This window comes from Candidatus Poriferisodalis sp., from assembly GCF_965208485.1.
Taxonomy (GTDB): domain Bacteria; phylum Actinomycetota; class Acidimicrobiia; order Acidimicrobiales; family Poriferisodalaceae; genus Poriferisodalis.
This window is the reverse complement of record NZ_OZ242344.1, coordinates 3,215,395-3,228,527: the sequence shown is the minus strand read 5'-3', so window position 1 is coordinate 3,228,527 and position 13,133 is coordinate 3,215,395. Positions and strand designations below refer to the sequence as shown.

Here is a 13,133-nt window from a genome sequence, read left to right as displayed (position 1 = left end):
CACCTCCACCATGTCGTCGGTTGGTACAGCACCCCGCATCACAACGAAACCGACACGACGACTGGTGGACGGTCGACTATCCGCGCGGCCTCTCAGGAAATGCCGTGCTTCAGCGCGTTCGGCGCGATGGTCGTTGTCATGGCCTCACGGCGCGAAATACGTTGAGCTGCAGGCAGGGAGGGTGGTCCCGGCCAGGGCGGCGACGTCGAGCGCGTCGAGGCTGAGCGCGTGGCGCCCACGTGCCGGGGCAAGCCCTCGCAGCAAGACCGGCGACCACTGCAGCGACACATCGGCCACGACGGCATCGCCCCGACGGCACACCGCGCACGCAGGCGCAGCGCAACCAGGCGGCAGCGTGCATCGCTGCGGGCCGCTGCCGGCGGATGCACACGAGTCGAGCGTGCTGGCGGCAACCCGCCGGGCCTCGTTCGCGGCGTGGTTGCGCAGCCCGATGGCCTGGGCGCTGTCGGCTGCCGCTGCGCTGAACAGCGCGCACATCGCCACCAGCGCCAGCGCAATCATCGGAGTGCTCATGGCCCGCTGCCCGGAGGTTTGGCTACCGGCACGGCTGTCCGGAAGCGGACGGTGTCGGCGAAGACGGGAGAGACAGCCAGCGGGCAGGTCACCCCGACGCTGACAGCGCTTGGCTTGGGGCCGCTTGGCAGCCGATGAATCACTGCGGAGACGTCGTAGCGAGGATCGGCGGTGTCACAGTCGGAGATGGCAGCGGCACCGATGATGCGCGAGGCGATGCCTGCGGCATGGCCGTCCAAGGCGGCGTCCGTGGTGCCCGAAGGCGGCGATGCGAGTGCGCTCGCGGCGTACTGGGCCGCTTCAACGCTCGCTGACCGGACGCTGACCGAGGCTCGGGCAGCGTCGCCCGAATAGTCGATGAGCCAAATGCCGAGCACCAGCACCGCTGCCACGCTCAGCATCCCGACGCTCTCATCCACAACCGGATGCTCCCTGCGACAGCACATCCCGAGCGCACGGGCGGCAGTCAAGCCCGCCATGCGCCGGCGGTGCGGCCCGATGGAGCCCAGGCGATCCGGCAAACCCGCAGCCGCCGGGACAGCTCAGCATGGCGGCGCCACCGGCGCTCGCAAGGCAGCCCCCTCGGCTGACGGCGGGCGGCGGCAGGCCACGCCGAGCGCGCCGCCCGAACCGAGCCAGCCGTGGGAGGAAACGCGCACCGAGACGATGACCGAGCAGGTGCCGTCCGCGCGTACCTCGACGGCTGTCGGCTGGACGGACGCGATCTGCGCTGCGCGGTCCACGGCCACCCTCGCCGCTGTGGCCGTTGCATCCGCTGGCAGGCTCGCTTCGGCGCAGTCCCAGTTCGGCGGCACCAGGTCGGTGACTGCGATGGCCGCGGCGTCGGCCGCTCCCTGCGCAGCGGCAGCGCCCACCTGGCGGGCGAACAGCGAGATCACCAGCGCCATGAACACCGCCAGCACGCTGAACAGCCGCAAGATCGAGATCGAGCTGTCCATGAGCACTCACCTGCCAATTCGACGCAAGAGACATCAACGCGAGCAATCTTGGAATTCCTACGGCTGGCACTCGCTCTTGGCCGAGTCCCACTTGGAGGTGCCGGAAGACTCTGTGCCGTGAATCGCGTCACAGAGGTTCTTGGAGGTGATCTTGCTGAAGTCGACCGTGCTGTCATGTGCTTGCGGGGCGTTATTGCCGAGGGTCGTCCACATCACCGTCACCACGAGAATCGAGGCGGCGACGGCGGCGGCGATGAAAATCAGCTTGGTGACAGGTGAATCCATTGCTCTGCTCCTTGCCCGTTCCTGCGGGCGATCGGGTTCCTTGCGTTGGCGGTCTCACATGCAGCGCTCATCGGTCGCCTCACACCGACGGAAGGGTCATGACGATGGTCACCATGACCACACCGGAGGCCACGACGGCGAGCAGCGAGGCGGACGCCCCCACCGAGCGGCCGAGGCGGTCGATGGACTCCCGGCGTCGGTCGTCCATGGCGCGCACGACACGGTCCAAGACCCGGTCCAGCAGCCGCGACGCCGCCGCGCCCGAGCGCTCGGCTGCGTCCACGGTGCGCAGCAGGGATGCCGTCGGCGAGTCGGCCAACTGGGCCGCAACGGCGGCCAAGGGGTCTCGCCCGCCGAGCACGGCTGCGTTGACGGCGCCCGCCGCGGGCGCGAACGCGGGATCGCTCACGCGCTCCGCCGCATCGAGCACCGCCACGCTGATGGGGTGCCCTGCCGCCACGAAGAGACGAATGCGGCGCAGCCACAGCAGTACCGCATCGTCGAGCCGACGGCGATTGCCCGACAATGCAGAGGTTGCCACCAAGCCAGGCACTGCCCACGCCGCCGCGACTGCCACCAGCAGCGACCATGCGAGCGCCAGCGCGGGCGACGCGGCGGCGTCGGCAGAGAATCGAGTGCTGGCAGCAAAGGCAATGCCGACCGTGCTCACGGCGACCACTGCTGCGAGGACGGCGAGCCGTGGCGTGGTCCAGCCCAACGCGGCCAGACGCCGACGGTTCCGGCGACGCCGCTCGCTGCCTCCGACCAGCCCTGCTGCCGCGGCAGAGCAGAGCCCCACGAGGGTCCAGAAGACGAGCACGCCCGGCGACGGCAGAGCCAGGCTCATCGGGTCTGCTCCCAGGCTGAGACCAGCGGGCGGGCGCAGATCAACGCGGCGATGGTGATTGCAGCGAGGCCCACGCGCTGGCCTTGGACGCCGGTCAGCCACTCCCAAGCTTCCGGGCTCACCAAGGCACTCCCGAGAGCGATTGCGGCGCCGAGTGCGGCCGAGAGTGCGAGCTGAGGCAGATTCGCCGCGACGTGACGGTGAAAGTGGCGTGCCGTTGCAGCGTCCTCGGCTGCCTCGGATTCAAGCACGCCCAGGATGGGCACCCACTCACCGCCGCTCGCTGCCGCAACCGCTACGGCATCAGCCAGCCACGCAGCAACGGCGCCCTCGGCTCCCGTCGCGAACCGCTGCGCTGCGGCCTCCACGCCCACGCTGCGGCACTCTGAGACGAACCGGGCTGCCGTGCGGGCAATCGGGCCGGTGGCCAGCGGCGCTGCGGTCTCGAGCGCATCGACCACCGTGCGCGAGACCTGCGCCTGATTGGCCAGGATCGACGCGAACTGCGCCACCGACTCCGCCGCGGACACACGCTGACGGCTGCGCACGGCGACCGCCGCGCACCAGGCACAGATGCCGACAACGGCCCCGGCGAGGCCGGCGGCGGCAGGCCCGAAGGCGAATCCGGCGACGAATGCCGCAAGGCCCGTCACCGCCCACGGCCAGCGTGTCGGGCCGCCGACGCGGCGGTGCCCACGACCGGCATCGGCAAGCAGCAGCCACAGCGCCGCAGCACAGCCGACCGCCCCAAGCGCAGCGAGCCTCAGCACGGTGCTTCCCCGGCCACGAGTGCCTCGTACGGCGGCGGATCGTCCATCGGGACCAGCGGACCCGGATCCCACAGCACCTCGCCGCGCTGGGACCCGTTGCAGGGTGCCGCGTCGAACAGCAGTGAGTCCGATCCTGCTGCGAACGAGACCGCAGCAGCCGACGGCACATCCACGTCAAGCAGCGGCACAGCCATGTCAGCCAGCGGCACATCCACGTCAAGCAGCGGCACAGGTTCGAGATGCACAGGCACGGCTGGCGCCGGTGCAGTCACGGGCACTTCTGCGGTGAGCTGCGCGGCAGCCGCAGGCGTGAGCGCCGGCATGTCAAGACTCGGCGCTGCCGGGACATCCACGATCTGCGAGAACGTCGTCGGCAATTCGGCCTCCCCGCCCGATTCGGGGAGTCCGGCGGAGGCGTACACGTCCGCCATCCGGCCCGCGGGGCGGCCAGCCGGAGTCGCCCACCGGTCACCCGGTCGCAGCACCCACAGACAGGTCGTCGAGATCACGCCAGTGAGATCGTCGATGCCAGTGAGCTGAGTCACATCGGCTACCACCCGCTCCCCCGCGTCGTTGCGGCCCATCCACACGCACAGGTCCACCGCAGCAGCAATCTGGCGGCGCGCGTAGTCGGGCTCTGCTCCCTCCGAGCAGGCGTACGCGACCAGCTTCTCCAAGACGCCCTTGCCAGGCTGGGAATGCAGCGTCACCAAGCAGCCGTCGAGACCTGAGGACATGGCGTCGAGCAGCGCCTCGCATCCCTCGCCTCGGATCTCGCCCACCACCAGCTTGGCGGCATTCGCCCGCTTGGCATCGCGGATGTGGTCGGCCATCGAGTGACGGCCGTGACCGTCTTGGTTGGGGTCTCGCGTGAGGCGCTCATAGGTGTTCGGGTGAATGCCGTACTCCGCCAGCCGAAGTTCGGGCGTGTCCTCGATGGTGTCGATGCGCTCGTGGTCAGGCACCGCCGCGAGCAGTGCCTGGCAGAGCGTGGTCTTGCCGCCGCCCATCGCAGCTGCGACCACCACGTTGGCCCGCGATCTGCCTGCGATGGCCTCGATGAGCACACTGCCGAGCTCATCGGAGACGACACCGAGATCGTCGAGGCGCATGCGGCCCGCCATGTTCGAGCGGAGCACGACGTTGGGCGGGCTCGTCACGAACGCCTCAGCATGCAGGCGCCAGCGTTCGCCGACCCGCACGTCGAGCCGGGGGTCGAGCTCGTCAAAGCGCTGAGGCCGATCGCCCGAGTAACTGGCCAGGAAACGCACAGCCTCGATGAGGTCTTCGTCCGCGGCGAACGGCGACGGCCGTCGCTCCACCCGGCCGTCTGCGTGCTGCACGAGCATCGACTCCCCGCCGCGTATCTGGAATTCCTCGACATCTGGCTCGTCCAGCAATTCCGAGAGCGCGTCGGTGGCGGCGCGGGCGGCAGTGCGACGCCGCACCTCCCCATCAGAACGGTCAAGCCGCTGCGGGGCACATGCTGATGCCGTCAGCGAGCGCCCGAGCCGATGAAGCTGCCGATAGGCGCTGCGGGCACCCACCCGCTTGATGCGCACAATCCGGTTCGCTCCCAGTGCAGCGGACAGTTCGCCGGTGGGGTCGCCACGCCCGCCGCCCGTGGCCGGCAGCCACACAGCAACACGCCGCGCTCCGCCCGAGACCGCAGCGCGCCATGCCTGTGCTGCGCGAGAAGCGCCGACAGCGGTGGCTGTGGCACGCGCAGCAGGCGAACCGAGCAGCAGTACGACCTCGCTGGCAGCGGCCGCTGCCGCTGCGATGGCATCGGGCTCGGCACTGCTGTTCAACCACGCCACGCACGGCTCGCCGGTGCTGTCCGGGCACGGCATCGACATCACACCGGCGCCGAACCACACCCGACCCGCGGCAGCGGACAGTCCAGACCGCAGTGCGCCGCGCACCCAGTCGAGCGCCGCTGGACTCAGGGCCTCATCGCAGAGCACCAGCAGCATGCCTCAGCCCCCCGCCGGTTCGGAGAACGGCATCGACGGCGGCTGTCCGTCGCCGAGACCCGGTGGCATCTCGTTGCCGATTCCGGTCGACGCGTCGCTGCCGATCCTTGGCGTGTTCGCTGTGCCGGTTGCTGCGGATCGGCACTCAGGCCAGCCGTCGGGCGGGGCCGGCCAGACCACGAGGCCATCGAGTTCGGCAGCGAGGGCATAGCGCGCAGCGCCCGCGGCATCGACGCGTACCACGATGCCGTCCTCGGAACCGCCGGCCAGAGTGGTCACGCCGATCGCGCAGCCGCCCAGCACGCCCGCCACCACAGCCCGGCTGCCCGCCCCCGGACCGGGATCGGGCCAAGCGGAAGTGTCTGCGCTGAATCGCATGACGGTGTGTGTGCCCGAGGCGGCCCCGGGCGGACCCAGCAGCGCCGACGTGACGAATGTCCCCGCCGGGACATCGAAGGCCACCAGGCTGCCCGCTATCGACTCGGGGTCGGCGAACTGCCCGGAGAGCTCCTCGGGCACCGCCACTGCCTCGAATGCCCCCGGCACTTGGCCTGCAAGCCAGGCTTCCGCAGTGACCGCCACCAGCGCGCGTGGCGGATCCTGGTGCGGGCGCCCCCACAGCCAGACAGCCGCAACGACGACGGCGACGATCACCGCCGAGACAGCGATGCGCCACGGCTCAATGCCGGTGCGCGGCACACTCGGACGGACGGACGCCGGCTCATCGACTCCGAAACCGGGCTGTGCGGGCGAGGTCACGGCCGTGCCCCGCTCTGCGTGACGGTCACCCGAGCGTTCGCGTAATCGCTCACCGTCCGGATCCAGTCCATCCCCGAGGCGAGCAGCACCCAGCACGGATCGTCCGCAGCGGGCGTGCTGCTGCGTCGCTGCACGGAGCCCGGTGTGCCTGGTGCATCTTCGGCCTCGAAGCACACGCTGGTCTGCCAAGCATATGCCGCTGGGTACATGAGCATCCATCCGCAAGATGCCGGTGCGCGTGCCCCTGAGGCATCCCCGACGGTGCAGACGACCTCGGCTGGAGCGGCGCCCGGCCGATGCCAGTGACGCACGGTCTGCTGCTGATCTGCGCTCAGCGCATCCCAGCGCATCACGAGGTGCCGCGTGTCAGGATCCGCCTCCATCGCGCGACGCTCAGCAGCCACCCACGGCCGCTGAGCCGTCCATGAGACGCGTAACCATGCAGCAGACCACTGGCACTTGTGGTCGGAGACATCGACCGGACCGCGGATCTCGATCCAGCTGCGCCCGGGCGCCACTTGCAGGTAGCGCCCGTCGCCGGGCATGCGCTGTTGCGGTGACGGGCTGGCGCCGGCGAAGCGGACATGCGACGTCCACCTCAGTCCGTCGAGGGCATCCGCGGCCACATCAGCCGGAGGCACCGATGCGCACTTGTCGTCGGGAGGCACGGTGGTGCCGATCGGCGGAATGCCGTTGCGATCGTCGTCGTCATCGTCATCACCGGACGGTGCCGTGGTCGCCGTGGTCGGCGCCGTGGTCGCCGTGGTCGGCGCCGTGGTCGCCGTGGATGTCGTGGTCGCCGTCGGCGCCGTGGATGTCGTGGACGTCGTGGATGTCGTGGTCGTCGCCGTGGTCGCCGTGGTCGTCGTGGACGGCACCTCGTCAGGCGCTGGCAGACATGCGTAGTCGTAGGAGCCGTTGATGCGTGACTGCACGTACGGCGGCAGGGCCGCAAAGTTCGAGCAGTCGAAGATGCACACGCGGTAGGTCTCCGCACCGCGATCAGGGTGAGCGTGCTCTTGGATCTGGGTGTCCGTCAGTTGCCCGATTGCGGGGCAGTAGGTGCGGATAGTGGTCTCTTCGCAGTCGCCGGGCGTCGTGCACTTGTTGAGCAGGTCGCTCCCGGTGACGCAGCTCCCGCCGTGGTCCGGCCGGTAAGTGGTGCCGTCGATGTCATCGCAGATACGGGGATCGCTGTCCCAAGTGCGCCCGGGCAGCTTCTCGCAGGCCACATACGACAGCAAGCCGTTGGAGCACCGTTGAATGCCCAGTTCGGCGAGACGCTCGTCGCTCTCGCCAGCGAGGTGGTGCAACGGACGCGCTCCGCCATCGGGCGGTGTCTCAGATCCGCCGCTGTCGTCTTGGGAGGCACCGGTGTCGGTACTCGAGCCGGGTACGTTCGGCTGGCAGGCCAACACCGAGTTGCCTGTGCCACCCGGCGTGTCGCCGTATCGGGGCACGAAGCCTGCCGGGCATCTCTGCGCCGGCGCCGCAGACGGCTGACCCAGGACGGTGCGCTGGCATTGATGACCCACTGGTTTCCAGCCGACGGCACAGGCGCGGTAGCTCGGCGGCTGTGACTGCACGTCGACGACGGTCTCGTAGACCGGCTCAGTGGTGTAATGGACTGACTCGACCGTGCGCCAATAGCCGGTCTCGCGCTCGGCGTAGACCGGCTCGGTTTCCCAGCGGCCGGGTTCCGTGGAGGTGTAGGTCGTCTGCCACTCGTACTGAGGAATCTCACGAGTGATGGTCTGGACGATGTCCGGACCGGGTCTGCAGCACACCAAGCGCGTGCGCGTCTCGGTAGTGGTCTCGGTGACAGTCTCATACCAGCACATCTCGCCTGCGAACGGATCGAACGCACAGCGCTGCACCCGTCGGCTTAGCGTCACCTCTGCTTCGTAGCTGACCCGGAAGCGGACGGGTGGCCCGGGTATCGTGACCCGAGTCGTCACCGTCTCGGTGCCCACTTGGACGCGCACCGGCGGGACGAGCGGGTACACAAGAGTGCGCGGCGGGACCCAGACTCGCCGCGTGCCGGTCTGCACCAGTTGGGTGCCCGTCCGTATCCACACCTGCGAAGTTGTCGTGTGGCTGTACACCCGCCGGGTGCGCCCCGTGTCCACACGGCGCTCGGTGCGACGCTGACACAGCAGGCTGCCGCCGGGTCCGGCGATGGCGTTCCAACCGGTGGAGCAACCCCTCGAACGCGCCACCGTCTCGGTACGCACCGTGAGGCACGTTCCGCTGGCACTGTCGAGCATCATGCCGCTTCCGCAGCTCAGCACGGGCGCCACCGATGTCTGGGCAGCGGCCGCGTCGCTGCGCGCAGCCGTCACGGCGAGCGGAAGAACAACCAGCACGACGGCGAACGTCCACCCCGCAATGCGCTGCAAGCCGATTGGACGTCCGCCCTCAAACGAGGTCCCACGGCGCCAAGAGAGCTTCATGACGACGCCTCGACATGCGACTGCTCGGCCAGAGATGCAGCGTCAGGCCACCAGTAGCGATCGGTCTGCGGCGGCCAGCCGGCCTGCGGGCACGGCGGCATCGGCCGCGGATAGGCATGATCGTCGGGAGTAAGCGGCAGCGAGCCCGGCGGCCAAGGCTTCTTCGCCCGCCGCTCGATCGGACGCGCGAGCGCTTCGGCAATCGCCTCCTCCTCAGGCGGGCATCCGAACACCTGTTCAAGCGACTTGAACGGTGAGAGATACATGCGCTCGTGCCAGCTCGCGCCCGGTTCCCATCTCGTGGCCGAGAGCTCCCAGGTGATCTCGGGAGCGGCCGCAGCAGCATCCTGCAGTGCCGACCACTGCTCTGCAGTGCAATGGGGCGCCAATTCGGGCCGTTGCAACTCGCCGTCGACCAACACGCCGACCGGGATGCCGCTCTCACACCAGAACTCCAGGTGCCAGCGGTGGGCGCGATGGGCGCGCCAAGCCTCGGTCTGTGGCACCTCCACCCAGCTGCGGACCGCAACCCACTGGTTGCGCACACCCGACGCCCACGCACGAGGCGCACTCCAGTCGATGGTCGCGGCATGAGCGTCTTGCTCACCCTCGAGCCACTGCACTGCGCTGTCGAACGCACCGCTGTCACAACCACCGTCGAACAGCGCATTGCGCAGCACGCGGTAGCTGAGCCTGGACCAGGCAAGCCACATGGCCTCGACCTGCGCCGGATGATCGCTGCCCGAGTCCAGCCGTTCACCGGTCGCCGCATCAATCAGGTACGACCTCCCCGGTTCATGGCACACGACAGCGAGCGCGTGCCCCGCCGCGCTGAGGTCGGCCACCCAGGCCCGCTCGACGGGAGGCGTCGTGAACTCAAGGCGCAGTCCGCGCGCCCACAGCGACTCGAGCTGGCGGGTGCGGTGCGATGCGGTGTAGACGCCGGGCGTGATCGTTGCCAGGTCGCTGCACGCCTCCCACAGCGTGTCGGGGCCACCGCTGACTGCTGCGTGGCCGACCAGTGAATCGGTGACCGCGCCTTGCGCTGCACGCCGTGTCAGCCATTGCTTGGCCTGCATCGACCAGTCGCCCGGGAAAAAGCCGAGATCGGTCAGGCTGTGGCCGCCGAGCGCAAGCTCCATCGGCTCGCCCGGGCTGTACACCAGCAGCTTCGCTGCATCGTTCGTCGTCGTTCCCCACGAGTGCATGGGCCGCCCGCCGGGCGACCGCATTCCCACGATGAAAGCTTCGACGACGGCTGCAACCCGGTCACGCGACTGATCGCTGACTGAGATGTCGATCCCGAGCGCCTGCGGAGTCGGATGCGGGGGGCACAGCGCGGCGTGGTCGTAGGCGGCGCTGCGATCGTCCGCCAAGTGGGTCTCGTAAGCCAGTTCGGCTGAGTCGATCACCAGTTCCCAAGCCGATTCCGTGCCGCCGCGCCGCCGCGCTACTCGAACGCCTCGTTCGAAGGCGTTGCGCGCGTCCGGCAGGTAGGGAGGCATTGCTTCCCACTGCTGGCGCTGATCGACGACATACCGCAGACCGGCGGCGGCGTCTTCCAGCAAGGCCGACTGGGATCCCGTCCGGACGGGCCGACCGTCCGCCGACGTGAGCGGATAGGGAGGCCAGGGCACCCAGATGCGTCCGCCGCCAATGCTGACCCCTGACGGCGGCACCGGCGACTGCGGCTGGGGCGAACTCACCGGGAAACTGCCGTCGCCGGCAGCAATCGACCGCGGCTCGGTGACCGGCCGCGGCAGGAGCGGATCGTCGGGCACTTCGGCCGTGGCAACGCTCGGCGCGGCAGAGATGGGGGTGTCGAGATCGACGGGCGCTGCCGAACCCCCGCTGCACGCCGCAGCGAGCACAGCCACTGCCGCAGCGATGCACATTCTGCGGCGCGCCTGTATGTCTTGGCACCAAGGGATGACCATCGCGCACCGCTCCTCGAGACTCGCTTCCCGCAGCCGCCTCGTGCTGTCGAGGCCGTCGCTGGAGTGCTGTGGAGTTCTAGACGCGATGTATCGGCCTATTCCAATTATTTTCGATCTATTTGAAACTACGCCTGTACACGTACGGTGCGCCGACGGTCACGGCGCGAGAGCGTTGGCCTCAGCACTCGGCGGCGACCGGGGGCTGCCGTTGACGGCGGGCCCACAGCGCGAAACCGAGCCCGATGGCGCCGTACCCGGCGTAGGCCGCCACCAGCGGCGTCACCGAACCGGCGATGGAGCGGTCGACGAGCATCGCCAGCAGCGCGCCGCCGCCCGTGGAGATCGTGCCGATCACCGCGGATGCGGTGCCCGCCAGCTCGCCCATGGGACCCATGGCTTGGGCCTGCATCAGCGGGTTGACGAACGTGCGCACGGCGTTGATCACCACGATCGCTGCGAACCAGCCGAAGAACCAGGGCTGACCGCCGGCCTGCCACGACCACAGCGCAAGGCCCGCCGACATCGCCACCGTGACCGGCAGCAGCATCAAGATCATCCGGTCTGCACCGATCGTGGTCACCAGCCGGCTGCCGGTGAACACCACCAGCCCCATGCACACGCTCATCCCGGCGAAGTAGTACGCGAACACGTCACCCCGGCCGTACACGTCGTCGAACAGCAGCTGGCTGCTGCCCAGGAACGCGAAGAACGAGCCCATGTCGAACATGACCGCGAGCGCCGAGCCGATGGTGAGCTTGTTGGTGAACACCGCGACGATGGCCTCACGCGTGCGCACCAAGGTGAGGGGGCGGCGGCGCTCGTGCGGCAGCGACTCCGGCAGCCGGATGATCCACAGCGCCAGCACCACCGTCAGCACCATCGGGGCGCCCATCACCCAGCGCCACGAACCGAGGGCCAGCACTGCCTGGCCTCCCAAGGGCGCAATGGCGGGCACCACCATGAACACCGCTGCCACCGCCGACAGCACGCGGCCCAGCCGGTCACCCTCATACAGGTCGCGGCCGATCGCGAGCGACAGCGCACGCGGCCCCGCAGCGCCGATGCCCCAGATCAGGCGGCTGGCGATCAGCACGCCGAACGTTGGCGCCAACGCTGAGCCCAGCGCCCCCAAGGTGTAGAGCGCCAAGCCCGCATACAGCACCGGCTTGCGTCCGAAGCTGTCGGTGAAAGGGCCGTACAGCATCTGCGCTCCGGCCAGCCCGAAAAAGTACAGGGTGACCGTGAGCGCAACCCGTGGAGAATCGGCTGCCAGACCGAGGCCGAGCCGGATCTCACCGAAGGCGGGCAGCGCCATGTCGATGCCCAGCGCCGTGGTGGCACTGATGGCGCCCAGCAGGAAGATCAGCTCCCGCTCGGCGATTCGGCGCGGGCGCGGGTCGCCGTGCGGCGTCACGCTGCGACCGTCATTGTCTGCCGATCACGATCCGGCAGACACTGGCCGTTACCGGCCGTCAAGGGCCGCGGCCAGCACGCCATTGGTGAGGGCGCCGCTGCGGTCGGTGGCGCCCAGGCGGTGCGCGAGCTCGATGGCCTCATTGAGCACCACCGCGGCCGGCGCGTCGCCGCGTTCGAGCTCGAAGAGGCCCTGCAGCATGATCAGCCGATCGCAGATGCCGAGGCGCTGCGGGGTCCAGCCCTCGGCCAGCAGCCCGGCCAGGCGTGCAGTCAGCTCGTCGCGCCGTGCAGCGACGCCGTTGGCCAGCTCGAGCGCGAACGGGTCCAGCTCGGCGACCTGCTCGGCAAGGACGTCGGCGAGCTCGCACGACTTCATCTCGGCCTCATACAGCAGCTCTACCGAGCGCTGGCGCGCCTCCCGGCGCCGGGTCGGCTCGTCGGGTGCTGCGAAGGGGTCGCTGCGGGGACTCATGACGGTGGCTCCGACCCGGCTGGCAGCCCCGAGGCTCAGCCCCGTGCCCGCTCGATGTACTCGCCGCTGCGCGTGTCGACCTTCAGCCGCTCGCCCGGTTCGATGAACAGCGGCACCTGCACCACCAGCCCGGTGGACATCGTGGCGGCCTTGCGCGCCCCCGACACCCGATCCCCCTGCACACCGGGGTCAGTGTCGGCCACCTCCAGCACCACCGAGGCAGCCAACTCGACGCCCAGCACCTCGTCGCCGTAGCGAGTCACGGTGGCCATCTCCCCTTCCACCAGATAGTTCGTGGCATCGCCGGCTGCTGCCCGGCTGACCGGGAGCTGCTCGTAGCTGTCGGTGTCCATGAACACCAGCGAGTCGCCGTCGGCGTACAGGTACTGCATGTCGCGGTTGTCGATGACCGCGCGCTCCATGCGCTCGCCGGCGCGGAAGGTGCGCTCGAGGGTGGCGCCGGTGCGCACGTTGCGGAGGGTGGTGCGCACGAACGCTCCGCCCTTGCCCGGCTTGACGTGCTGGAACTCGGCGAGCTGGAACAGCCCGTCGTCGAGGTCCAGCGTCATCCCGTTGCGGAAATCGGCGGTGGAGATGGCCATGTCAACCTCTTCGCATCAGCAGCCTGTGTTCGCCGCGGCGGCAGTGTCGGCTTGGAGCGCAGAGCGCCATCCATAGCGGCAATCTTGCGCAGATATCACAGCAACGGCAAAACCTGCGCAAGA

13 protein-coding genes are annotated in these 13,133 nt (G+C 69.4%); all 13 read right to left on the bottom strand.

All coding sequences use genetic code 11. The features are described from left to right. Positions 1 to 144: 144 nt before the first annotated feature. The 13 genes from ACOGXQ_RS15025 to efp all read right to left on the bottom strand — a co-directional run bounded on the left by ACOGXQ_RS15025 (position 145) and on the right by efp (position 13,010). Positions 145 to 534, bottom strand: a complete 390-nt coding sequence (locus ACOGXQ_RS15025; RefSeq protein ID WP_419944431.1) for a hypothetical protein — start codon at positions 532 to 534, stop codon at positions 145 to 147. Next, complete coding sequence (locus ACOGXQ_RS15020) at positions 531 to 953, bottom strand: hypothetical protein (RefSeq protein ID WP_419944430.1); 423 nt, start codon at positions 951 to 953, stop codon at positions 531 to 533. Before ACOGXQ_RS15020 ends, ACOGXQ_RS15025 begins: the two co-directional genes overlap by 4 nt. 123 nt (positions 954 to 1,076) lie before the next feature. Next, the gene (locus ACOGXQ_RS15015; protein WP_419944429.1) at positions 1,077 to 1,493 is read right to left on the bottom strand and encodes a hypothetical protein; all 417 of its coding nucleotides are present in this window, start codon (positions 1,491 to 1,493) and stop codon (positions 1,077 to 1,079) included. Between the two features lie 57 nt (positions 1,494 to 1,550). Beyond that, positions 1,551 to 1,778 carry a hypothetical protein gene (locus tag ACOGXQ_RS15010; protein ID WP_419944428.1) on the bottom strand — a complete coding sequence of 76 codons (228 nt, stop codon included), beginning with the start codon at positions 1,776 to 1,778 and terminating at the stop codon, positions 1,551 to 1,553. 79 nt (positions 1,779 to 1,857) lie between these two features. Further along, positions 1,858 to 2,625: a type II secretion system F family protein gene (locus ACOGXQ_RS15005; RefSeq protein WP_419944427.1), complete on the bottom strand. Its 768-nt coding sequence runs from the start codon at positions 2,623 to 2,625 to the stop codon at positions 1,858 to 1,860. Then, on the bottom strand, positions 2,622 to 3,395 hold the full coding sequence (locus ACOGXQ_RS15000; RefSeq protein ID WP_419944426.1) for a hypothetical protein: 774 nt from the start codon (positions 3,393 to 3,395) through the stop codon (positions 2,622 to 2,624). The genes ACOGXQ_RS15005 and ACOGXQ_RS15000 overlap by 4 nt, the downstream gene beginning before the upstream one ends. Beyond that, positions 3,389 to 5,371 (bottom strand): ATPase, T2SS/T4P/T4SS family, encoded by a 1,983-nt coding sequence (locus ACOGXQ_RS14995; protein WP_419944425.1) that lies wholly within the window; start codon positions 5,369 to 5,371, stop codon positions 3,389 to 3,391. Before ACOGXQ_RS14995 ends, ACOGXQ_RS15000 begins: the two co-directional genes overlap by 7 nt. Positions 5,372 to 5,374: 3 nt before the next feature. Beyond that, the gene (locus ACOGXQ_RS14990) at positions 5,375 to 6,130 is read right to left on the bottom strand and encodes a hypothetical protein (protein WP_419944424.1); all 756 of its coding nucleotides are present in this window, start codon (positions 6,128 to 6,130) and stop codon (positions 5,375 to 5,377) included. After that, complete coding sequence (locus tag ACOGXQ_RS14985; RefSeq protein ID WP_419944423.1) at positions 6,127 to 8,583, bottom strand: hypothetical protein; 2,457 nt, start codon at positions 8,581 to 8,583, stop codon at positions 6,127 to 6,129. The genes ACOGXQ_RS14990 and ACOGXQ_RS14985 overlap by 4 nt, the downstream gene beginning before the upstream one ends. Then, the gene (locus ACOGXQ_RS14980; RefSeq protein WP_419944422.1) at positions 8,580 to 10,520 is read right to left on the bottom strand and encodes a hypothetical protein; all 1,941 of its coding nucleotides are present in this window, start codon (positions 10,518 to 10,520) and stop codon (positions 8,580 to 8,582) included. Before ACOGXQ_RS14980 ends, ACOGXQ_RS14985 begins: the two co-directional genes overlap by 4 nt. A gap of 178 nt (positions 10,521 to 10,698) precedes the next feature. Further along, positions 10,699 to 11,934, bottom strand: a complete 1,236-nt coding sequence (locus ACOGXQ_RS14975) for a multidrug effflux MFS transporter (RefSeq protein WP_419944421.1) — start codon at positions 11,932 to 11,934, stop codon at positions 10,699 to 10,701. Positions 11,935 to 11,982: 48 nt separating this feature from the next. Beyond that, complete coding sequence (locus ACOGXQ_RS14970) at positions 11,983 to 12,408, bottom strand: transcription antitermination factor NusB (RefSeq protein WP_419944420.1); 426 nt, start codon at positions 12,406 to 12,408, stop codon at positions 11,983 to 11,985. 35 nt (positions 12,409 to 12,443) lie between these two features. After that, positions 12,444 to 13,010, bottom strand: a complete 567-nt coding sequence (gene efp, locus ACOGXQ_RS14965; RefSeq protein WP_419944419.1) for an elongation factor P — start codon at positions 13,008 to 13,010, stop codon at positions 12,444 to 12,446. Between the last annotated feature and the right edge of the window lie 123 nt (positions 13,011 to 13,133).